Genomic DNA, 22,620 nt, shown 5'->3' on the forward strand with positions numbered 1-22,620 from the left:
CCATTCTGCTTATTTGCAGGATTCGGTCATGATCTGGCGGGTGCGTTCGAGTTCCTGTTGGCGCTGACTGTTGTCCATGACTTTGCGCTCGCCTTTTTCGTCGAGCCTAGCCATTGGCTGGTTGGATTCAAGGGCGGCGAGATTGCGCCGGGCGCGCTCACAGTTGTCCTGCTTGTCGGCCGCGGCTTTTTGCTCCTTGGCGTCTTTTTCCGACTTCTCCCGGGCTTCCAGCTGCCGCTTCTTGAATTCCAGATCTTTTTCGGCCGTCGTTTTCGGAGCCTCGGCTGTCTTGTCGGCCGGTTTCTCTGTGATGACCGATGGCATCGGCCCGCCGATTACTCGCGCAGCCTTGCCGGCTCCCTGTTGCGGGGTGTCCGAAATGACGGTCTGTCCGTTACTGTCCTTCCACTGATAGGTTTGGGCATGGACCGGGGTGAGGGCTGTGGCGGCGGCTATTCCGAGGGCAAAGATGAGAGCGGATTTCATGGTCATCGGGGTTTCCGTAGGTTTTCTGTATAATACGATTTTGTGACCTTGGATCAAAGGCCATGCGACTTTTGCAAAAAGCCCTTACCTTCGACGACGTTCTGCTCGTCCCCGCTCATTCCCAGATTTTGCCCCGCGACGTTAGCCTGGCTACCCGGCTGACCCGCAACATAACCCTGAACCTGCCGCTGCTTTCCGCCGCCATGGATACCGTGACGGAAGGCCGTCTCGCCATTGCGCTGGCTCAAGAAGGCGGCATCGGTATCGTTCACAAGAACCTTTCCGCCAAGGCCCAGGCGGCCGAAGTGGCCAAGGTCAAGCGTTTCGAATCCGGCATCCTGCGCGATCCGATCACCGTGTCGCCCCTGATGACGGTACGCGACGTGATCGAAATTACCCGTCAGCACAAGATTTCCGGTCTGCCGGTGATCGACAAGGCTGGCAAGGTGGTCGGTATCGTCACCAACCGCGATCTGCGCTTCGAAACCAATCTCGACCAGCCGGTCAAGTTGATCATGACGCCGCGCAAGCGTCTGGTTACCGTCAATGAACAGGCCAGTGTCGAGGATGCCAAGGAACTGATCCGCGAGCACCGTCTGGAGCGCGTGCTGGTCATCGATGACGAGTATCACCTGCGTGGTCTGATTACCGTCAAGGACATTCTCAAGTCCACCGAACATCCGCTGGCCAACAAGGACCTTTCCGGTCGTCTGCGTGCCGGTGCTGCGGTCGGCGTTGGCGCCGGTACCGAGGAGCGCGTTGAGGCGCTGGCTGAGGCCGGTGTTGACGTGATCGTCGTCGATACGGCGCACGGTCACTCGCAAGGTGTGCTCGACCGCGTCAAGTGGGTCAAGAAGAATTTCCCGCAGATCGAAGTGATCGGCGGCAATATCGCTACCGCCGATGCGGCGCGTGCGCTGGTTGACATGGGCGCTGATGGCGTCAAGGTCGGTATCGGTCCGGGTTCCATCTGCACGACGCGCATCGTCGCCGGTGTCGGCGTACCGCAGATCACCGCCATCCAGAACGTTTCGGAGGCTCTTAAGGGCACTGGGGTGCCGATGATCGCCGACGGCGGCATCCGCTACTCTGGCGACATCGCCAAGGCGATCGCCGCGGGTGCCGATACGGTCATGCTGGGCGGACTGTTCGCCGGCACCGAAGAGGCGCCGGGCGAAGTCGAGCTGTTCCAGGGCCGCTCCTACAAGTCCTACCGTGGCATGGGTTCGCTGGGGGCGATGCAGGCCGGTTCGTCCGACCGCTACTTCCAGGAAAATACCAATAACGTCGACAAATTCGTTCCCGAGGGGATCGAAGGCCGGGTTCCCTACAAGGGCTCAGTGCTCGCCGTGATCCACCAGCTGGTCGGTGGCCTGCGCTCGTCGATGGGCTACCTCGGCAGCCCGACGATTGCTCACATGCACGACAACGCCTGTTTCGTCGAAATCACCTCGGCCGGCATCCGCGAGTCTCACGTCCACGACGTGCAGATCACCAAGGAAGCGCCGAACTACCACCTCGACTGATAGTTCCAGTGTCCCAAAGGGCGGCTCCCGGAGCCGCCCTTATTCATTCAAGGCTTTGAAATGGCTCACCAGAAAATCCTCATCCTCGACTTCGGTTCCCAGGTCACCCAGCTGATTGCGCGACGCATCCGCGAAGCCAAGGTCTTCTGCGAAATTCACCCCTACGACGTTTCCGACGACTTCATCCGCAATTACGGCGCCCAGGGCATCATCCTGTCCGGCGGCCCGAGTTCGGTGACCGAAGGCGATACGCCGCGGGCACCCGCTGTTGTCTTTGAACTCGGTATTCCGGTGCTCGGTATCTGCTACGGCATGCAGACCATGGCGCAGCAACTGGGCGGCAAGGTGATGTCGGCGGAGCAGGCAGGCAAGCCGCGTGAATTCGGCTATTCCGAAGTCCGGGCGCACGGCCACATGGCCTTGTTGAACGACATCGCCGACTTCTTCACCGATGAAGGTCACGGCATGCTGAAGGTCTGGATGAGCCATGGCGATTCCGTCATGGAACTGCCATCCGGCTTCAAGACCATGGCTTCGACGCCATCCTGCCCAATTGCTGGGATGGCCGACGAGAGCCGCAAGTTCTACGCCGTGCAGTTCCACCCGGAAGTCACCCATACGATGCAGGGCCGCGCCATTCTCGAGCGCTTCGTGCACGGCATCTGCGGTTGCGGCACCGACTGGGTGATGGGCGACTACATTGGCGAAGCGGTGCGCGCGATCCAGGAGCAGGTCGGCCAGGAAGAAGTCATTCTCGGCCTCTCCGGCGGCGTCGACTCCAGCGTCGCGGCGGCGCTGATCCATCGTGCAATCGGCGACCAGCTGACCTGCGTTTTCGTCGATCATGGCCTGTTGCGCCTCAACGAAGGCGATATGGTGATGGACATGTTCGCCCGCAACCTCGGCGTCAAGGTCATCCGCGTTGACGCGGTGGACGAATTCATGGGCAAGCTGGCCGGCGTCTCCGACCCGGAACAGAAGCGCAAGATCATCGGCAAGGAGTTCGTCGAGGTCTTCCAGGCCGAATCGAAGAAGCTGTCCGCCGCCAAGTGGCTGGCCCAGGGCACCATCTACCCGGACGTGATCGAATCGGCCGGCAAGGGCAAGAAGGGCGCCCACACCATCAAGAGCCATCACAACGTTGGCGGCCTGCCGGAAGACATGCACTTGAAGCTGTTGGAGCCGCTGCGCGAACTGTTCAAGGATGAAGTCCGCGAACTCGGCGTGGCGCTCGGCTTGCCGCGCGAGATGGTCTATCGCCATCCGTTCCCTGGTCCCGGCCTGGGCGTGCGCATTCTCGGCGAGGTCAAGCGCGAGTCGGCCAGCCTGCTGCAGCGCGCCGACGCCATCTTCATCGAGGAGTTGCGCGCCACGCATGCCACCGAGCGCGATGTCGCGGCCGGTTCGTGCGCCGCCGCCGATCTTGGCAAGAGCTGGTACGACCTGACCAGCCAGGCCTTCGCCGTGTTCCTGCCGGTCAAGAGTGTCGGCGTCATGGGCGACGGTCGTACCTACGAAAACGTCGTCGCGCTGCGTGCCGTGGTGACCAGCGACTTCATGACGGCCCACTGGGCACACCTGCCCTACGACCTGCTCGGCCGGGTGTCGAACCGCATCATCAACGAAGTGCGCGGCCTGAATCGGGTCGTGTATGACGTGTCGGGTAAGCCGCCGGCAACGATCGAGTGGGAATGAATTAGCTTCGTTTCAGGACATCCCAAGGCGTCCCAGTTTTGCTGGATAGCCTTGTCCTGACAACAGGTTAGCGTCTCACACAGTTTCACACTACCTCACTCAAGCCCGCCGATTTTGACGGTATGGGTGACGGTATCGGTGAACAGGTCCTTCAACTACCGCAGTTGATACCGTCAAATGGTCTGACGGTATCAACTGACGGTACGAGTTTGGAGGAAAAAGATGCTTACTGACAAGCAGTTAAGGACGCTGAAGGCAGCTGACAAGGTTTACAAGGTCGCCGACCAGCATGGGCTGTACGTAACGGTTCTGCGTACGGGGAACATTAGCTTTCGCTACGACTATCGATTGAACGGTCGTCGCGAAACCCTTGTGATCGGCCAGTACGATCCGGGGCTCGCGGCCAAGAATCCACGAGAGGTGTCGACCCTGGAGTACGGTATGTCGTTGTCGCTTGCCGAGGCGCGTCAGCTCCTGGCAAATGCGCGACGAGCCATCGAACAGGGCGAGAGCCCGTCCCGCGCGAAGGTGGAAAAACGGATCGAAGCCAACGAGGGAATGACGTTCGGGAGCTGGGCTGAAAAGTACTTTGCCGAAGCTAAGCTGGCAGAGTCGACGCGTGCGATGCGGAAGGCCATCTACGATCGCAACCTGGCCACGGAGTTCGGTCGTCTAAAGCTGGAAGAAATTACGCCGCCGCGTTTGCTGGCGAGGTGCGAAAAAATTAAGGAACGTGGTGCGCCTGCACCGGCGGTTCAGTCGCGGGATATCGTGCTTCAGATTTTCCGCTTTATCCAGGCGAGAGGGTTGAAGATTGAGAACCCCGCAGAAGCGATTCGCCCAAGCGCCATTGCAACCTTCAAGGTCAGGGACCGGGCGCTTTCCCGGAAGAAATCCACAAGTTCTTCAATGCGCTTGAGGATGTTTCATCGGCAGCCACGCTACGCCTCGCGGTCAAGTTCATGTTGTTGACGATGGTGAGAAAGAGTGAGTTCACCCAAGCTAAGTGGGATGAGATCAATTTCGAAACAGGTGTGTGGACGATTCCCAAGGAGCGGATGAAAGCTGGTCGGCCGCACAATGTGTACCTCAGCCAGCAGGCCGTGGACATTCTGGTTGCCTTCAAGACCTGCTATGGCGCTAGCCCATACCTTCATCCCGGGCGCTACGAGTCGGATTTTCCGATGAGCAATGGGACTCTGAACCGTCTGGTTGTCGCCGGCACAGAGGTGATCATCGGTCGCGGCGAGGAGTTCGAACCATTTACAGTGCATGACCTTCGCCGAACTGCCAGCACATTGTTGCATGAGGCTGGATACAACACTGACTGGATCGAGAAGTGCCTGGCTCACGAGCAACGGGGAGTGCGCGCTGTCTACAACAAGGCTGAGTACGGTGAGCAGCGAAGAGTGATGCTTCAAGCTTGGGCCGATATGGTCGACTCATGGATCGTGGACGGGCCCAGTCCTGTTCAGCCCATCAATCTGAGCTTTTCTTCAGAGATGCGTTTAGGGTTGTAGCACCAAGCGGTTTCTGTTCAACCTGTGTGAGAAAACACATCACTGGGCGGGCATTCCTGCTTGGGCGGGGTGGCCGCCCCATTGGTGGCAGAAGTGACTGTCGATGGAGCAGAACGTTAGCCGCTGCTTCGATCGCGAATGTGGCGCAAGCGCACGGCGGTGTTGTGAGCTGGGAAAAGCGAGGGCTCCTGATTTGTCGGATTGCTCACTTGAATTTATGTGTCCCAAGGGCTACAGTAATGGCAATTAAATGCTATTTTGACGCCTGGGGGCTACAGTGACAACACTTTCCGATGTTGCCGAGATGCTCAAGAGTGCTCGCCGCGAAGCACGACTGAGTCAGGATGAACTCGCACAGCGGGCGGGTGTTTCGCGCACAACCGTGGCGCGCATGGAAACCCTGGCCAAAGGCGACATGAGCGTGTCCGCGCTAGTACGCCTGCTCGAAGCCGCCGGCTACGACTTGAGGCTGGTCAAGCCTGGGCATGTGCGCACGGTCGAGGATATCCTGGCCGAGCAGCGCCAAGGTGACTTGCCATGAAGCTCGACGTCCAGGTCAGTGGCAAGACCGTTGCCCAACTCTACCGCGAACGCGACGAGTATGTACTCAAGTATTTACCGGGCTCTGATGCGGCCGATTTCATCAGCCTGACCATGCCGGTGCGCGACGAGCCCTGGCGCTGGCCGCGCGACCTGCATCCGTTCTTTCGCCAAAACCTGCCCGAAGGCTACCTGCTGAACATCATCCGCGAGGAATTCGGGCCTCTGCTCGATGGCACAGATTTGTCCTTGCTGGCGGTCGTAGGGGGCACCGGCATCGGCCGCGTCACGATCACGCCCGAAGGTGGCAAGCCCGGTATCGAGATGGAGCCCCTGCAGATCGACAAACTGCTGACGGCGGACAACACCACCGAGCACTTCACATCGCTGGTGCGCCGCTATGCCCGCGCATCCATTTCGGGCGTGGTCCCCAAGTTCCTCGCACCGGACGAAGCACCTGACGAGGCGCTGGGCCCGCTGGGCAAGCCCACGCTGCGTACCAGTCGCCACATCATCAAGGGCTCGGACGACAGCACGCCCTACCTCGGCTTCAATGAGTTTTACAGCATGCGGGTGCTGGAGCGCCTGAATGTTGTGCCGGTGGCCCGGACCCGGATGTCCGACGATGGTCGGGTGCTGGTGGTCGAGCGTTTCGATGTGGACGAACAAGGTGCGCCAACGCACGGGCTCGAAGATGCCTGCGGGCTGCTCGGCCTACCCCCTCACGAAAAGTACGCAACCACCACCGAGAAGGTGCTGAACGCCACGCGTGCCTACCTGCCGCCCGCGCACGTGCGCGTCCAGTTGGCGCAATTTGGCTGGCATGTGCTGGCCAACTATGTGGTGCGCAATGCGGACTGTCACGCCAAGAACGTCGCGCTGTACTACACCCGGCTTGGCGATGTGGCCTTTACGCCGGTCTATGACATCGTGACCACTCAGGCTTACCCGCGCTATGCGAACAACCCACCGGGCTTATCCATCGACGGTCGGCAGACCTGGGCGGCTGGTAAGGTACTGCAGCGCTTTTTCAATGCACGGCTCGGCATTGCGCCAAGGGACTATGCTGACATGGTCGAGCGCTTGTGCGAATCGGCGGTTGAGGTCGGCGCAGAAGTGATCGAAGCGGCCAAGAACGAGCCGCACTGGCGTCCAATTGCCAAGCAAATGGTGCATGCCTGGAATGAAGGCATGGCATCGCTACGCGACCCGAAAAAGTCCGTGGCGTTCCGAGGCCTGGATGGCGCGATTGCCGCGGCCGGTTTTTCCGAACCCGAGTCTCCCGAACAAACCCATGTGACGATCGGTCGCTCTGTATTGTTAGCCCCACAGCGGCGAAAACGGTAATTGAGCACCAGCTTGCTCACAAGGCTCAGGATGCTCTCGGTACAGCCTACAACCGCACCAAGTTCCTCAAGGAACGTAAAGCGATGATGCAGACGCGGGCTGACTACTGGATCAGCAGAATGCTGGGGAAGGGCTCATAGAACTGCATTGTTCGGAGTGAGCCTTTATGATTTTTGCGTAGAATAAGTCGCGTAACCACAAACCACTCCTTGAACCACATGGCGGAACAAAAGAGCTATTTGATCAAACTAGCTACGAAGCTGGGCGAAGAAAATCCACGCCTCGATATTGAACGGCTACGCAGCAACGCCGCCAATGGAATCCGTACAGCCGTTCAACTCGATGCAAATGTCTTTATCAACATCCTTGACCATCAACAGGATAGGGACGGCGTACCGGGCTACGAAAAGTTAGTGCAATGGGGGCTCTTTGATTTTGTCGAGTTAATCTGGTTATGCAACAAGGAATCGATCCCACTGTCGATACATCCAGGAATCGCGTTGACCGAAGTGCAGGGAGATCCCAACCTGGTCCGAAAAGACTATGATGATTTTCTGGCTGCATATCAACTCGAGTTAGAGGATGACCCCTCCAACCTTTCTTGGAACAGCGCGATCGCGTCGAAGCTCCCGGCACATCTCGACAACTGCGGCTTCTTTAAACTGACGCCGGACGAGCAGAAGTTTCGAGCGTGTTCATTCGTCAGTCTGCTTGCAATGCTAGTTGTAGATAGTGATCTCAACCTTGAAACCCCAATGTCGCGTATCCGGCGATATCTCGACCTGATGCTTGAATTTGTCGGTGTGTTCAGCGTCAAGGAAACCATGATCGCTTGCTTAGTACTGGGTGACCTCGTTGAGCGAGCAGCGGCAGGGGATACTCGGTCGGCAATGACGGAGAGGCGTTTTATGCTGCTGTGTTAAGGAATTTTGCGCGGCGACGACAAGGGCGCAAGCCGCTGGGCAGACGTCCGCGAACTTCTACGGAGGTCTTCCACCTCGCGTTTAATTCAGCCAACGACATCGCCCAAGTCAATGCGGGGATCGTCATGGAAGATCGTGGCCTCGATGGTGAGCGATGGGATCTTTGGTTTTGCACGATGGACGCGAAACTTGCACAGTTCCTTGGCGCAATGACGTACAAAAAATTGATTCCAGGACAGACGGGAATGTTCGCCGAGCTAGGACTACCACGCGGGATTGCCATTCATCCCGATCTAATAACGCAAGAAGCCATTGTCTTTGCTCGGCAATTCTGCGGACCCGAGCGAAACATTCCACAGTTGAGCAGCGATATTTGGCTGGTGAAAGCTGAACAGATGGCAACGTTGGTGAGCAGAGCGTTTCCGTCATCGTAGAAAATTTCGGCTGGAATCCGCGTCCAGATCTCCTTGGTTCTGCCTCAATACGTCGGACGATGCCCCATTAGTGCTCAAGGTTACGTCAGTTTTCCCCGCGGATCCAGTCGTGGTCCGGCACATCTAGAGCCCAAGCGTTGTCCGCCGGAAACCGTCTTTCTCGGTCGGAAACAGTTTCCACAAAGTAAATTAGGGCTGCTCGGACAAGTTGAAGTGTTTCAATGAGGTGCCGACGAAATTCGTCCATGTCGTAGCGATCGACGATGTCGACGTCGGGTGCTGTGGCAAGTGATATATCGTGCAGGACAATGAAGCGATGAGTGGAGGCATTGCGCAACTGGCGTTTGGGTTGGAGATATCCTTGGTGTGAAACATCGGCTGCCATTTCGGCAAGGGCGAGAAGCCCACGATTGCCGCAGTCGATTTCTCCTCTGATACGTGCCTTCCACTGTTTGGGCACATCGCCGGGTTCGAAAAACGAATTGAGGAATGTAGCGTTTCGCTCAGGTTTGATCTGGCCCAAGTAATGGAGCATGGCGACCGTCAACTTGTCTAAAACATCGACGCAGGTGCGCTGGGCCAGGGTAAGGCTGGCGGTGTAGATGCCGTAGCAAGCATAGTCCAGCGTATCGGCGTAGCTGCCACTCTCCGGCGGCGGATCTTGTAGCGCTGTAAATGCCAAATGGCGTACCGCCAAATAGTCGGCCTTCAATACGTTGAAGGTCGCGAAGACCGTGGGTATCCGATATAGGGTTCCCGCTGGTTCGAAAATTCCCGGCAGCCCGAGCGAGTCCCAGCGCTTGAGCGACAAGTCGAACCCCTCGATGGTCGGCGAGAGGGCGAGGCGATAATCTCGCACGAAACGCTGGTAGGGGGTCGCTTCCGAAAAATCAGGCCGGCGCAATTCCGGTAGAGGTTGCTGAAGGAGCGGTGTCAGCGCCTCAAGGGCGTGTTCGCCCGCCAGTTCCCGGAGGCGATGAGGATTTTGCCGGGCGTAGCGCAGATGCTCGTTGGCGGCTATCAGGAGCAAGTCCTGGTCACCAATGCCGGCGCTGGCATATGAGAGCAGGACTCGTGCAGCGCCGGTGGCGGCGATCGCGTTGCTCGGGTCGGACTCGAGAGCGCGGCAATAGCAATCATAGGCCTCGACGAAGCGATAAGCCTTCAATAGCGCATTGCCGAGGTTGGTCTGGGCGCGCGCCCGCAGATCGCGTTCCGATGCAGCGTCGGCGCAGTGCTGATACAGGGTTTTGGCGCGCTGGCGCCACGATGATGTCTTCAAGTACCAGCCTCGATCATCGTAGGGTTCGATGTCAGCAATGGCAGTCAGCCCGTTGGCGAGGTTGTACTTGAAGTTTTCCTCGTCAGGATATTGCGTGATTAGGTGTTCGAAAATTTCGATACCGCGAGTAACCAAAGCGATGTCTTTGCACAATGCCCCTGCGTCGATAAAAAAGCTCGCACGCATAGAGAGGAGTGTCGCCATGCCGAACTCAGCAGCGTCGAGCGCGTCAAGCCGCGCCAAGGCCGCTGCCGGGTCAGTGTCAAGCAGACCGTAGAGTTCCGCCTGCAGGCGGGCAAATCGCGCTTGAAAGTTGTCATCTTGCTCAGCCATATCTCCGCCCTGATTACTCTCGATGCTTTTTTGCATGCTTGCCTGCGAAGTTCGCTTTCACCCCCCAAGCCCGGCAGGCTAGCGGCCTGAATCGCCTGTCTGAAATGTAAAGATCAACTATCGTTTACCTGCCAAGACAGACCCTGTCCATGGCGATCACCGGAGAGACAAGGTGGCACAGGGAATATTTGATCCGTCCGTCTTGGAGCATCTGGCTGCCAGCCGCACTACGCGGAGTTGAACAGGGAGGCGGGGAAGTAGCTCAAACTCGATAGTGCTTGTTTTCCCCTTCTGAAGAAACAGACTCTCCCGAAGAGGGCGCGGGGCGAGAGCAGTTTAATACGGGTAGCTAGGGCTAAGTTTGGAAAAATTTTCCACGACCCAGCCGGTTACGGTTTGCCGACTTGGCGCAGTAGATTTGTAGTGCTCTTTAAGCATCCACTCGACGATGAGCCGTGTTTTCTTAGAAAGGTCCGCCTTATCTTTCCCCGTCAGAGAATTCAAGTACAAGAGCATTTCATAGCCTTCGTTCCGACTGAGATGGTTCGCGTCATCAGAAATAAGTTTGGGGTTGTCCCCCGCGGTAACCGTCCAGCTATATTCATAATGAAGGTCTTCTTTCATCAGTTTCGGCATTTTTTTGATTCTCCCTAGGTTAGTTTGCCGGAATGGCAACCTGCTTTGGAAATGAGTCCATGCGGATAGATTTCAACCCCGCAATGCATAAATTTGTCAGAAACCCGCGAATCCGATGGATGCCGTGTCGAATTGGGAGTATGCCTTCAGGGAACTTTGGCCTAGAAAGCTTCCGAGCAGAAACCTCATCAAACTCTGATGATCCTGTTGTTGCTACAAAAGAAGCGACCTGTCTAACGATTTCTGCGGTGCTTGGGTGTGGCAATAGCGATTGATCGGAATCACGGGCTTGCTGGCTGAAATCATGCGGTTAGCCTGAAGCCAGGAGGTCGATATGCGGAAATTTTTCTTCTTCGCGATCCTGGCGATTGGCGCAGGGATCGGATTGCTGGTTACTATCGCAGCTAAAGGCGAATGGGGCGCAGGGGCTGTCATGGTGGGTGTTGGGCTACTCTTTGCCATTCCTATCGCTAGTGCGTTGACGGGCATTGGACGAGGCCGCAGGAGGTTGCGGCGGCGTTGGAATGGTGGCGGAGCAGGGGGCGCGTCCGGGTCTTTGTTCAAAGGCGATGTTCCCATTCGGCGCTGGGATCGGTAGCAGTTACTTCTTCGACTTGATCAGATCCTGCACGGCATCCTTTGCGTTACCTACCGTTGCCTCTCCATCTTTGTATACCTGCCTGGCTGATTGCCACATCAGCGACTTCTTCGATGCCAATGTCCCGTCGTCAGTCTTGATGATTTCAGCCTTGCCGTCGAATTCTTCGCGCTTCGCTGCGGCCTCGCCGTGAATCTGGACGGCGCGTCGCTGCACTTCCTCGCGCACGGGCGAAGGTGGTTCGGTTTTCTGTTCCAGCGGTCGACTTGGATTGCTGCTAAAGCGAGAGGTCTTGGTCACTTGAGCCTGGTGAGTTGCGTTGATATCCGGGGTGATGGCGACATCATGCAACTGCTCATTATGGAGGTCGCGGACGTCTCCAAAGGAGGTCGGGAGACTGCTCCCATCCGAAATAACCCGGTTCGGGCGCAATGACTGGCGGGCCAGTTCGGCCGACATCAAGGCGTGAGCGGCGGCGCTGTTGCCACCGTAGGTCTGGGCGTACCGGAGGAACATCTTCATATTGTGCGGGTCTTGGGCGATGTCGATGGAGATGGATTCGCCCTTGTCGTAGGCGGACGATACACGTTCCGCAAAACTGGTACGGTCGGCAAGAGTGGCATCCGCCCGCTCGGAACGGGCCCGCGTCGAACCGAGGCGGGACGACATCTCGCGGGCCTCGCTCGCGTCGTTCGAGAGCGCCTGCAGATAGCTGGCGTCCCTCGATACCCGGTCACCGAATTGTTTGAAGGCTACCAACTGCTCCCCACTTAGGCTGGACAACGCTTTCTGTTCCTGGGCGGAAAGGCTCGACTGGTAGGATTTGTCGGCGCTGGTGTGAAGTTCAGCACCGGCGACTTTTGCATTCACGCCGACATGGGCGGCCGCACCGAAAGCGATGCGCGCAACCTGCGCTTGGCTGAGACCGGTGCTCTGGGCAAGGCTTTGCGTGATCTGATCTAGCTGGTTCAGCGTGTCGCCCATTTGCTCGAAGCTACTGGTGCTGGAACCGCTGCTGTTGCGCGTGGAGCGAAGCTTTTTGAGCCCGCGAGAAAACACTTCAGATAGTGCTGCCGATTGCTCCGTGGTCGCTGACACGGCTTCACCACGCGCCGCGTCGACCTGCCGGCTGGCTTGCTGCACATCCTGTTCGGATACACGCATCGAGACTACTCGCGAAGCGAATCCCTGATTGCGCAACAGGCTGACAGCAGTTCGGCTGGTGAGCGCGTTCGATGAGAACGTATTTCCAGAGAGGTCGTTTTGCCAGCTGCTCATGAACGCCGATGTACGGTTGGGTGCCAGTTGCATCTGGTCCATACCGACATTCCCCATTGAGACGTTACCAACGGTGGCGGCCGAGGTGCCGCCCGAGATCATCCCTTGTAGCCCCGACAAGCCACCGACCAGCGCTGTTCCAAAGTTTTCCATGCGCTTCAGGGCGGCCCAGGCAATGAATGGAATACTGATGGCGAGGTAACCGACAACGGCCTCTCCCGAGATTGCCCGCGAATAGATCGTCGAAGCCGTCTGCAATGCCAGCGATTTGCCCCCCGTTCCGAGGTCGGCAGCGGCGGCGAGGTCGTAAGCCGCGTAGATCGAAGCCATGTAGTTCAGGATGGCGTAGAGCGGCGGCCACAACTGAATCCAGATCAGCACCGCTGCATAGCCCTTGAAGGCGAGCATTGTCTCGCGGCCGCTAGTGAGCAGGAGCAGCAGGACCATGAGGGGGAACATCGCGTAGGTCACCGCCTCGACCACGTTGCGGAACACGGGCAGTGCCTGTTCGGCCACCTTGCCGTAATTGAGCCAAGAAGCATTCTGCTGGGCCACTGCCTGGGCGCGGCCGACCGCCAGAACCATCGCCGCCGGATCATTGACCTTCTGGCCGACGATCTTGCTGGTGTCCTCGATGGCATTGAGCATGGCGTTCTGCCGGATGAGATCAGCTGCCGTCGCTGCTGCGGTGGCAATACTGTTCTTGATATAGGCCTGCTGGATTTGTCCGGCGATGGCCGCTGCAGCAGCGGCACCGGGCAAGGTTGGGTTGAGTTGGAAGGCCAGGCGCCCCTGGATGCGGCTGATCTGGGCCGGCAATCGGCCATTGAGGCTCAGGTACACATTGGGGCAGGTATCGACGCCGACACTGGCGCCGGCACTGGTCAGCGTACTGAAGCGCGCCGGATTGGGTGAGGCCATCAGCGGCCAGACATCATCCGATGCAGAAAAGACAGCCGGATCGAGCGTGCCGTCGATCAGATCATAAGTCGTGCAGTTATGGATAAAGTTGATCAGGTCGGTGCGGAAGGCCGGATCCTGAAATACCACATTGCCGGTTTCGCGGATCAGACGGTTTCCGAACATCAGTCCGTTCTGCTGATAACTCAGTTCGACCGGCAGGGCGCCGACGCCCGGGATGACCTGGAAGGCGGTCTCGAACAGACTGGTCAGCGTGTTGCCGATCGTACTGGTGATGCCGCCCAACGCGGCCACCCCGAACGGCACGTTGCTAACAACTTTGACGGCCGAACCGCCGACCTTGTCCACGATGCCTACCGTAACCTTGGGCACAATCAGCACCGAAAAGACCAGCACGACCGTGCCCAGCCACTTCCAGCCCTGTAATTTCTCGGGGGCGAAAGCGTAGGCAATCAGGGCCGCCACAAAACCGCAGAAGGCCACGGCCGCCAGGGCAGCGGCATAATCGCCTGAAGCGTGGATCGCGGCGGCGGCATTGAAGACGCCGAACAGACTGTCGGCATTCTGGTAGGCGTAGATTTCCCACATGCTGCGTTCTCCTGTCGCGCTATTGCTTCGTCTCTATTGCGACAGGTAAGCTGCCTGCTGACCGAGCATGTCCATCACGTGTTGCGGCATGCTGGAGCGCAGTTGGCGTTCGAGTTGCTCCAGGTGGTTTGATACCGCCCGGAAGGAGCCGACCTTCTGGTAGAGCAGATTCTTTTCCTGGGAGAGTTGCATAAGCATGGCCTGCGCGCGCTGGCGAACCTGGTTGGCCTGCTCCCGTTGTGACTGCTGCAAGGTGTAGTTCTTATCCAGCGCAGCCATGCCCAGACGTAGATTACGTTCAAGAAAAACATAGGCGTAGTCGGCGGCAATCACGTCGCGGTACTGGGCGATCAAGCTGTCGGCTAAGCCCGATCCCGGGATGCTGGTACCGATGGACAACATCTTGTAGACCGGCTCGCTGGTCTGGTTGACGAAACCGACCTCGGCCGAGTTATTGGGAATGGCGGTGCGCGTCGTGATCTTCTCGGCAATGGAGCGCATGATCGCCTCGACCTTGGCGGTAAAGGGCGTGTGGGTGTACGCGGTGTTCAAGGTGACGACATCGCAATTGCTGTAGTCATTGCACTTCAAGACATGCTGCACGACATCGGTGCCAGCGGCTGCGCCCTGGCCGTAGAGCAACTGGCTGATCGAGGTCAGCGTCGGGGCAATCGGCTCGGGGTCGCGTGCCGACTCTTCCGGGTAATAGATGATGGTGCCGACCAGACTCATGATCAGTTCGCGCTCTTGATCATCCAGATAGGCACCGGTGTACTGCAAGGCTTTCCAGGTCAGGTTGCCGACGAAGGGCGCCTTGTTTTTCACCTTGGGGTCGCCCGAGGAACGTGCCGAGGAGAGAATGCTGGGCCGATCTGTCGCGCAACGCCGACGGGCTGCATCGCGGTCGCTTTCCATGCCCATCTCGATGGCCAGATCAGCGCAGGTCTCCTGAGAGCTGTAGCCAATCGACTCAGCCGCCGTGCTAACAATGGCCTTGGCAGTTTCGCAGGAATTGATACGGGCGTTGTTGATCCAGGTCTCGAGTCCCTTGGCCCACTTGGTCAGCCCGCCCAGCAGCGGCGAGACCGCCTCCAAGGCGAGTTGAAAAGCGATCCCCGGCAGGGCGGCCGTGATGTTCCTCAGCATGTTCTTGAATTCGGTTGCCGAAATGTGCGAGAAGGAACCGCCAAAGACGTCGATGCCGCCGCAGCCGGCTTTGGCGCTGGGGAACTGGATAGCGGCCAGCTGATAAACCTTGTTCGGCGAACGCATCATCAGGCTGCCGCCGGTGTAGGTATTGAAGGTCTGGCCACGGAAGGCACCCGGTGCCGTGTAGTTACCGATGGCGCCCAGATTGTTGAACATGTTGTTGACCTCGCTGTTGAGGTCGCCGGCCTGCAGTTGAACGGATGGGGTCGCCAGCAGCAACGCCAGGATGGCGGCAGCGCTACGTCGAAAATGGGTATGGTCGTAATGTGTCATGGCACCTCCGGGGGTAGGGCGAGACCTTGTGTGGTGGTGGGCAGCATGGTTTCGGCTTGAGGGCCGGTCACAGTGGCGATCCGCTCGAGTAACTGAGACTCCGAGAGCACGCCGAAGCCGATCGGGGTGATCTTTCCGGTGAAGGGCTGGGCCAGAAAAACGGCGGGCACTTGGCTGACTTTCAGGGCGGTGGCAATGCCGTTGTCCGGGCGGGCATTGGGAAAATTCGGGAGCGGGCCACCGTCCACGCTGATGGCGACGACCTGGATACCGTGACGGGCCTGGAAGGCTGCCAACGTCGGCGCGAAGGCATGGCAATACGGGCAATCCGAGCGGTAGAAGAAGAACAGGATGTGATCCTTGCCCAAGTCGGCGATGGCGCGCGAGCGATCCACCAACTCGGCCTGGTCGAAGACTTCCAAGGCCTTGGCATTGACCGGGCGGCCCTGCAGGGTGGGGTCCAGTTGCGGTGTAGCCCAGGCCACGCGCTGCGCGACGTCGGCGAAATAGGAAGCGCGGGCGACGACCTGGGACTCCAGTACCATGTAGCGCCGGACATTGGCTTCGCTCGGTCGCATGATGGCGATGTTGCGCGTCTCTTCCAGGGTTTTCTGGAGACGTTCGAATTCGACCAGTTCCGGTGCGCGCGAGGGGTGAGCCGGTGGTGCAGTTGCTGTGGACTTGCCCGGTGGTAATGGATGTTCAAGCTCCTCGGGCATCGGCTCTTCATAAAAATGCCAGCCGCGCCAGCTGTCGCCCCAGTAACGGGAAGCAGCATCCTGGGCTACTGCACCATGGCTGCCGAGCATTACGGCAAAGGTCAGCAGCAGGAGGCGGGCGGGGCGGTTGTGGATCGTCATGCGTGGCTCTACTTCAGGGATTGCGGTGTCCGGCCATCGAGGCAGTAATTAATGCCGAAATCCATGGTCTGGCGGCGTGGGCTCGAGGCACCGGGCAGCAAAACCCCGTCCTGCCACAACCTGACGTTCAAGCGGGCACACCCAGCCTGGGCGTAACGCTTCTCGGTCGTGACATCGATATAAATCGGCGAAGTGGCAGAAAATCGCAGGGTGAGCGCATCGGCAATTTCGCCGCTGAGGATGCCGTGGGCCTCGCCATTGACTGATTGGAGGGCAGCCAACATGACCGGCCGCGGATCCAATACCGGGGCTCTGGGCATTTCGTCGGCAAGGACGAGCGATGCGAGTCCGGCGAGCAATGCAGCGGCGTAGGCGATCTTCATTGGCACTTCCCTTGTCCGTAGTAGCAAGTCGTCAGGCGCGCGGCATTGCTGCCCTGCAGCGCGCCGGTATTGGGCAGCGTCGGGACGATGGAGGCGTAGAACTCGGTGAGGTCCATCGCCGCAAAATTGAGGCTCTGGAGTTGCGCGATGGTGAAGCCCGAGCAGTCTGGACTTTCGCCCGAACCCCAGCCCTTGCCGACCTGCACGCGGCCCTGCTCATTGACGATGCGGGCCAGTTTGCTGTTGAAGCAACACTTGCCGGTGCTGTGTTCGAGGCAGGAGACGCATTTGCCGAAGAGACGGAAGCAGGAGGAGCACCAGGTGCCGACGGTATGGCACAGGCCGGCCCCTTCCTTCATGGCGAGTTTGCCTTCTTCCTCGTTGCAGGACGACATCGACATGATGATGTAGATGACGATCGCGATGACCAGAGACCAGGGGTCGAAGGCGACGACCAGGCTCTCACCGGAATAGAGCACGGCCGAGCTGGCCGGCAGGGCCGTACCGTTGACCGCGACGGTGATGCCATAAGTGGTGAAGCTACCGCTGAAACCGCCGCCCAGCAGCAAGGCTTGCATGCCCTGGTAGAGGAACTCGCGGTTCTGGGAATTCATCAGCACGTCGTAGACCAAACTTGAACCGGTGCCGAACAGGCTCTGATTGGTCATGCCGGCGCCAGCCGAATCCGAACTGCAACAGTTCTTCAGCAGGCGATGGCGGCAGCGATTGCCTTCCCCCTTGAAGACCTGCATTTTGCTGGTGTCGAGATACACGCCGGCTTCGCGTCCGGCTTCCATCAGCGACATCGAACGGGCAAAGTCGGCATCGTTGGTGTAACTGGTGTTGAAGCAGTTCGTACCCAGGCAATAGACGTTGGTCGGGCAGTTCGAGGCGGTGGTTGCGGTTTGCGCGGCGACGGGGCAGGTAAAGGTGTCCTGGGTTATCTCGCACAGCCCGCTGCCGACATTCATTTGCTTGCAGGTGCTGCTGAGTGGCGAGCAGCCGCTGCTAGCCAGCGCTGCGCACTCGTCGACCGGGGCACCCGAAGTGCAGGTCAGGGTGCGCTCATAGGACCAGCAGGCACGGGCCACGGGACGGCCTTCGATAGCCTTGGTCGCCGGGCCGTCGACACAGGTGTCGGCAGTGGTGATGGCGCAGCGCCCACCGGCGTTCAGCACGGCGCTCTTGTCGACCCAGACATCGGTTTCGTGTTGCACCATGGCCGGCTGAACGAACGACAGTGGCAAGTTCCACTTCACGAGCCCGGCAAAGCCGCTGAACTGGAAGGTGTAATTGCACATCCCGGCCGTGCAGCCTGAACCCGGCATCATGTTGACTGTGAACGGCCTCCAGCAACTGCCCTCCCAATGCGGGGAAAGGTTGGTGACATAGGTGGCCTGGCTGGCCGGTGTGGTCGGCAGGTCTACGGTCTGCCAGCCGATGCAGGCACCCCGGCCACCGGCCGCATAGAAGCGAAAACGCTGCAGCCCATCGCTGCGCAGTTGGCATTGCGCTTCCGCCACCATGTAGTCGGCGCCGTTGCGGTTGACTTGGCCGTGGGCGACCCAGGTTCCTTCAACGCAACTGGGCTGGAGGTCTATCTCAACTGTCAAATCGCGCCGCGTCGTGTAGTTGCCGACACCACTGTAGCGGTTGCAGATCTTGGTCGTTGTGCCCGCCGCGGTGCTGACCTCGGCGGTGGTGCAGCCCGAATAATAGTCGGCCAGGCTACCCAAGGCGCTCGACGGATGGCGGGCGATGTCGCGGGCCGCAGTGACCGCCGGATCGTAGGCGGAGATCGCCGGGCGGGGGGTGTTGGCCGAACTCAGTGCGCCATCCTGGGCCTGGCAGACCGGATCGTTGGCGCTGGCCGCGCAGGTGCTCAGGCGGACATTGGCTGCACCCGACAGGTTGGGCTGGCCGTAATAAGCCGTTTCGGGGGCGTCGTTGTGTACTCGGGCACGGCGCTCGAGGCGCTGGGCATATTAACCGTGCCGCGAATGACCGGGTTGGCTACCTGGCCGGCGGCGGTGCCTTCTTCAAACGGCCCGGCGATAGCGGCGCTCTGCGTCGTGACGAAGCAGAACAGCGTGATCCAGATGATCAGGCGGCGCATGGCGATCACCTATCCTTTGATGCGTTTCAGGAAGAGTTCGACGGCGGGGCTGAAGGCAGGCGCCGAGCGCTGCATGTGTTCCAGGGCGTAATCCAGGCTGACGTCACCGGTCGAGCGCAGGAAACTGTCGGCGGGCGCGCAACTGCCACTGGCACAGGCAACGGGACGTGTGCCGTCGCGCACCAAGACGAAGCTGGGTACCTTCGTGATGGCGAAGCGGTCGAAGGCCAGCGGATCGATCTGGATTGCTACCTGCCGTTTGCCGATCAATCCCTGGACCTGAGCAACCGTATCGCGCAGCAAACCGTTGGCAAAGCCGCGGATGACGATAGTGGCCTTGGCGCGAGCCGCCTGGTCGACCAGACGTTGCAGCGTGGCGCGGGGCATGGTCAGGCTGACGAAGATGAAAAGTCCTGGCCCGGCAGTAAGCCCCTGCGCCTGAGTCATCGCGTCGGATTGCCCGGCATAGCCGCGGGCCAGCGCTTCCAGGTCGACCGGTATTTGGGTCGCTGGTTGGGGTAGCGTCTCAAGGTTTGGACTGGTCAACGGAGTGGATCGCTGTCCAGCGTCGTCAGGCAGGGCGAACTTCTGCCGCGCCAACTCGATATCTTGCTCGGTGACGGTGGGGGTCTCGCGCCGGGCGCGTTCGATGTCCGCCTCCGTGACGATCGGCATTGTCTGCGCCAGAGCCGAACTGCCGGCAGCGAGCGCGGCGCTTAGACCGAGGATCAGGGTGGCGAAGGGATGATGGAAGTCAGTAGCCGACACAGCAATTCCTTTTACGAAACAACATGAAGGCGAAGTCCTCGCCGCGTACCGGGTATTCCTTGCCGGCCCCCCAGAGCACGGTGGTCCGCCCGAAGGGCTGGCAACAACGGCCGCCTTCCTTGTCGGTGTTGGGAATGGGATAGGTGAGTTGGGTTTTGTAGGCAGTCTTGTCCATCACTGGCTCGAAGTACGGCCCGCACAGGCCGTCTTTGCCATGCCAGCCCCAGGCCACCAACTCACGGTGCATCTTGGCGCTCAAGCGCTGGGCCATCAGCGCGGCAGTCCGCACGCCACCCAGGTGGTAGGGAACGTGCCCATTGAGCGGATAGATGCCGCCTTGGCAACCAGCGCACCAGAACATCTCGCGTATGCCGAAGCCAACCGAGGCTGCGACGCAATCGGCGGCGCATGCGGCAATGGCGGCCGGATTGGCGAACAGCACGGCATCGGGATTGAGGATCAAGGTGAGTTCGTCGTCGGCCCACAAGGGATCGACCTCGGTCATGTAGGCCAGGTCGAAGGAGCTCTTTTCCAGGCAGGGAAAGTCGGTGACGACTTCCAGCCAGTACATCACCGGGTTCAGGTAGTAATGCGCCTGATAGAACCCGCCACCGTCGCCATCGCCTTCCGGCCGGGTAAAGCGAGCCGCCTCGGGGGCCGGGATGCCCGGATCAAGGTCGACCCCGCCGAGCGAGACGAGGCAGAAGGGTTTGCGCACCACTTCGACATGGCGCGCCGGCTCCCAGAAACCGATGGACAGACCGACGATCGGATTGACCAGACAACTGCAGACGGGATTGGGCGGATTGTCGGTATCTTCCTGGTCGCCGAAATTGGCGATGCGCGCACTACCAATGCTGATCGGCAGGATGCAGGACCAGCAGATATCGGTGATCGGATTCGGAAACTTGCCGGTGCAGGTGGCGGTACCGGCGGCCAGGGCTGGCAGGGAGGAGAAGCCGAGGAGGAACGCCAGAAGGAAAGGGAGACTGTTCACGAAGTAGCGTTGGCTCATGGCGCGACCTCCAGTTCGTCGATGCGCAGGCGCAGCCCTTCCTGCGATACGAGGGCCGGAACCTGGGTGATGCCCAGGCGGCGGGTGAGCAGACCCTGCTGATCGAAATAGACCGGCATGCGCCATGACTTCATCAGGTCGAGATAGGAACCGCCGACCAGGATCGGTTTGACTCGCCCCTGGTAGAAGGCGATCAACTGCCGGGCACGGCCGACCTGGCGCGCGTCGCGCCCATCGAAAAAGAGCAGATGCCGGGATAGCGAGACCACTTCCAGCGGGTTCTTGCGGGTACCGGCGGCAAACAGCAACTCGCCCTGGGGGCCGAGAATATTGCGATCGAGTGCGAAGCTCGGGTCGAAGTAGAAGGTCCTGGCTGTCTCGGTCGAATGCAGGCCTGCGACCGGTGGCGGGTTTTTGACGGTTGCGATACCGCGTTCCCGGGCCTGTTCTTCGAGGCGCTTGAGTTCGCCGCTGCGCTCCTTGTCGCGCAATCGTTGCTTGATCATTTGCAGCAGATGCGGTTCGCTGATCTCATAGGTCGGCCCGATGACGCCCAGATCAAGGGCCGGCGCGCCCGGTGCGACCAGCAGCAGTGCGAAGAGCAGGGGAATGGTGGCGATCAGGCGTTTCATCGCGCCGCCTTGCCCGGACAGCGGATCTGTCCGACGAGTTGTTCGCGCCCGGCGGTATCGCCCAGGTGGTTCGCGCGGATCAATGCCACCAGTGCCGGATCGCCGTCACCGTCGGCCATGGCCCGGCGCAATTCGGCTGGGGTCAGGGGGCGGCCGCAGCGCCGCGCGAAAGCGGCGAGGTAATCCCGCGCACCGGCTTCGGCGGCTGGGGCGATTTGCCTGAGCAGGGCGAGGTAGTCGGCCAGTGGCACGTGGTCGGAGGGCTGAGTTCCTTGCGCAGCTGGCGGCTTGGCTTGGTGGCCTGGCAATGGGGCGCCGGCCAGAGGGCTCTGGGCCCACGTAGTGGAAGAGGCCAGAAGACCGAACAAGGTGAGGGTAAGGAGGGGGAGGGGCATGGCTGGCGTCTCAGAGCAGTGGGACCACGACGCCGATCACCTGCTCCTCCCGGACCAAGCCACTTTCCTGGTAGCGTGAGTCGAAGGAGTCGGAACTGGTGCCTTGCACGTAGTAGTAGCGAGGCGGGATGACAGTCGGCGCAATCGGCGCGAGTGGCCTGCGGTCGTAGGCCTTTGTCTTGGCCGCACCGACGTCCTCGCCGTTGATGGCCACCTGTCGGCCGCTGACGGTTACGGTATCGCCCGGCAAACCGCGCACGATCTTGAAGAAAGGCTGACCGCGCAATCCCGGATAACGCTGTTGCGCCTCGCCGGCAAAGGAGAAGACGATGAAGTCGCCCCGCTGCAACTGATGAGGGCCATGATGTAGCCAGGCAACGCGATAAGGCAGGCTCGGTGTCCAGTTGAAAAGGACCGGTACTCGCGGTGTCGCATCGACGAAAAGGCGGACATAGGCCAGAGTCCAGATGGCGATGATCGGCAGATATAGGTACCAGCGCTGGCGGGCGTGGCGCAGGAAGTCGCCAACACTCTCGAGGATTCGCTGCCTGTGTTTGGGTCTCGCAGCAGGATGGGCAACCGCAAGTTGAAGAGGATCACTGTTCATGGCGTACTCACCTTTCTGCGCAATACGGCCGTCAGGTCGATCGTATTCGGGGTCGGTCCAGCCACCGCCGCCTTGAGGACAACCAGGCAGCCGCAGTCGCGCGGTAATTCCTCGAGGGCGACCGGCAGACGCTGGGCAAAGGTTCGCGCCATGAACAGGGCTTTTTGCCGGTCATCCTCGGAACTGGCCTTGGTCAGAATCTGGGTGAATTCGGCTTCCTTGGCGCGGTACACATCGACCACGTCGACCACACCG

General features: G+C 59.8%; 21 protein-coding genes and 1 pseudogene. 7 read left to right on the forward strand and 15 right to left on the reverse strand.

Annotated elements, in window-relative coordinates:
* Positions 1-9: 9 nt before the first annotated feature.
* A complete protein-coding gene (locus NQE15_RS12715; protein WP_265941832.1) occupies positions 10-486 on the reverse strand; it encodes a DUF4124 domain-containing protein in 477 nt (158 codons plus the stop codon).
* Positions 487-548: 62 nt separating this feature from the next.
* Between NQE15_RS12715 and guaB the strand changes: the two genes are divergently transcribed.
* From guaB to NQE15_RS12750, 7 genes and pseudogenes are all read left to right on the forward strand, one after another.
* Positions 549-2,012 carry an IMP dehydrogenase gene (guaB, locus tag NQE15_RS12720; RefSeq protein ID WP_265941834.1) on the forward strand — a complete coding sequence of 488 codons (1,464 nt, stop codon included), beginning with the start codon at positions 549-551 and terminating at the stop codon, positions 2,010-2,012.
* Positions 2,013-2,072: 60 nt separating this feature from the next.
* Positions 2,073-3,707 carry a glutamine-hydrolyzing GMP synthase gene (guaA, locus tag NQE15_RS12725; protein WP_265941836.1) on the forward strand — a complete coding sequence of 545 codons (1,635 nt, stop codon included), beginning with the start codon at positions 2,073-2,075 and terminating at the stop codon, positions 3,705-3,707.
* A 222-nt stretch (positions 3,708-3,929) separates the two neighbouring features.
* A pseudogene (locus NQE15_RS12730) lies at positions 3,930-5,227 on the forward strand (tyrosine-type recombinase/integrase).
* Positions 5,228-5,504: 277 nt separating this feature from the next.
* Complete coding sequence (locus NQE15_RS12735) at positions 5,505-5,768, forward strand: helix-turn-helix domain-containing protein (protein ID WP_265941838.1); 264 nt, start codon at positions 5,505-5,507, stop codon at positions 5,766-5,768.
* A complete protein-coding gene (locus NQE15_RS12740; RefSeq protein WP_265941840.1) occupies positions 5,765-7,114 on the forward strand; it encodes a type II toxin-antitoxin system HipA family toxin in 1,350 nt (449 codons plus the stop codon). Before NQE15_RS12735 ends, NQE15_RS12740 begins: the two co-directional genes overlap by 4 nt.
* A gap of 209 nt (positions 7,115-7,323) precedes the next feature.
* On the forward strand, positions 7,324-8,037 hold the full coding sequence (locus NQE15_RS12745) for a hypothetical protein (RefSeq protein WP_265941842.1): 714 nt from the start codon (positions 7,324-7,326) through the stop codon (positions 8,035-8,037).
* 125 nt (positions 8,038-8,162) lie between these two features.
* Positions 8,163-8,471 (forward strand): hypothetical protein, encoded by a 309-nt coding sequence (locus NQE15_RS12750; RefSeq protein ID WP_265941844.1) that lies wholly within the window; start codon positions 8,163-8,165, stop codon positions 8,469-8,471.
* Positions 8,472-8,556: 85 nt separating this feature from the next.
* On the opposite strand, the gene NQE15_RS12755 is transcribed toward NQE15_RS12750, so the two are convergent.
* From NQE15_RS12755 to NQE15_RS12820, 14 genes are all read right to left on the reverse strand, one after another.
* Positions 8,557-10,122 (reverse strand): LA2681 family HEPN domain-containing protein, encoded by a 1,566-nt coding sequence (locus NQE15_RS12755; protein ID WP_265941846.1) that lies wholly within the window; start codon positions 10,120-10,122, stop codon positions 8,557-8,559.
* 300 nt (positions 10,123-10,422) lie between these two features.
* A complete protein-coding gene (locus tag NQE15_RS12760; protein ID WP_265941848.1) occupies positions 10,423-10,722 on the reverse strand; it encodes a hypothetical protein in 300 nt (99 codons plus the stop codon).
* 601 nt (positions 10,723-11,323) lie between these two features.
* Positions 11,324-14,107 carry a conjugal transfer protein TraG N-terminal domain-containing protein gene (locus NQE15_RS12765; RefSeq protein ID WP_265941850.1) on the reverse strand — a complete coding sequence of 928 codons (2,784 nt, stop codon included), beginning with the start codon at positions 14,105-14,107 and terminating at the stop codon, positions 11,324-11,326.
* 33 nt (positions 14,108-14,140) lie between these two features.
* Complete coding sequence (locus tag NQE15_RS12770) at positions 14,141-15,589, reverse strand: conjugal transfer protein TraH (RefSeq protein ID WP_265941852.1); 1,449 nt, start codon at positions 15,587-15,589, stop codon at positions 14,141-14,143.
* The gene (locus NQE15_RS12775) at positions 15,586-16,449 is read right to left on the reverse strand and encodes a thioredoxin family protein (RefSeq protein ID WP_265941854.1); all 864 of its coding nucleotides are present in this window, start codon (positions 16,447-16,449) and stop codon (positions 15,586-15,588) included. Before NQE15_RS12775 ends, NQE15_RS12770 begins: the two co-directional genes overlap by 4 nt.
* Positions 16,450-16,457: 8 nt before the next feature.
* Complete coding sequence (locus tag NQE15_RS12780; protein ID WP_265941856.1) at positions 16,458-16,832, reverse strand: hypothetical protein; 375 nt, start codon at positions 16,830-16,832, stop codon at positions 16,458-16,460.
* Positions 16,829-18,568, reverse strand: a complete 1,740-nt coding sequence (gene traN / locus NQE15_RS12785; protein ID WP_265941858.1) for a type-F conjugative transfer system mating-pair stabilization protein TraN — start codon at positions 18,566-18,568, stop codon at positions 16,829-16,831. The genes NQE15_RS12780 and traN overlap by 4 nt, the downstream gene beginning before the upstream one ends.
* A 146-nt stretch (positions 18,569-18,714) precedes the next feature.
* Complete coding sequence (locus NQE15_RS12790; protein ID WP_265941860.1) at positions 18,715-18,948, reverse strand: hypothetical protein; 234 nt, start codon at positions 18,946-18,948, stop codon at positions 18,715-18,717.
* A 9-nt stretch (positions 18,949-18,957) separates the two neighbouring features.
* A complete protein-coding gene (trbC, locus tag NQE15_RS12795; protein WP_265941861.1) occupies positions 18,958-19,716 on the reverse strand; it encodes a type-F conjugative transfer system pilin assembly protein TrbC in 759 nt (252 codons plus the stop codon).
* Complete coding sequence (gene traU / locus NQE15_RS12800) at positions 19,703-20,731, reverse strand: conjugal transfer pilus assembly protein TraU (RefSeq protein ID WP_265941863.1); 1,029 nt, start codon at positions 20,729-20,731, stop codon at positions 19,703-19,705. Before traU ends, trbC begins: the two co-directional genes overlap by 14 nt.
* Complete coding sequence (gene traW, locus NQE15_RS12805; protein WP_265941865.1) at positions 20,728-21,363, reverse strand: type-F conjugative transfer system protein TraW; 636 nt, start codon at positions 21,361-21,363, stop codon at positions 20,728-20,730. The genes traU and traW overlap by 4 nt, the downstream gene beginning before the upstream one ends.
* Positions 21,360-21,671, reverse strand: coding sequence for a hypothetical protein (locus NQE15_RS12810; RefSeq protein WP_265941867.1), 312 nt, complete (start codon positions 21,669-21,671; stop codon positions 21,360-21,362). The genes traW and NQE15_RS12810 overlap by 4 nt, the downstream gene beginning before the upstream one ends.
* Before the next feature lie 97 nt (positions 21,672-21,768).
* On the reverse strand, positions 21,769-22,365 hold the full coding sequence (gene traF / locus NQE15_RS12815) for a conjugative transfer signal peptidase TraF (RefSeq protein ID WP_265941869.1): 597 nt from the start codon (positions 22,363-22,365) through the stop codon (positions 21,769-21,771).
* A complete protein-coding gene (locus NQE15_RS12820) occupies positions 22,362-22,607 on the reverse strand; it encodes a hypothetical protein (protein WP_265941871.1) in 246 nt (81 codons plus the stop codon). Before NQE15_RS12820 ends, traF begins: the two co-directional genes overlap by 4 nt.
* Positions 22,608-22,620 lie beyond the last annotated feature (13 nt).

The organism is Dechloromonas sp. A34 (assembly GCF_026261605.1).
Classification (GTDB): Bacteria; Pseudomonadota; Gammaproteobacteria; order Burkholderiales; family Rhodocyclaceae; genus Azonexus.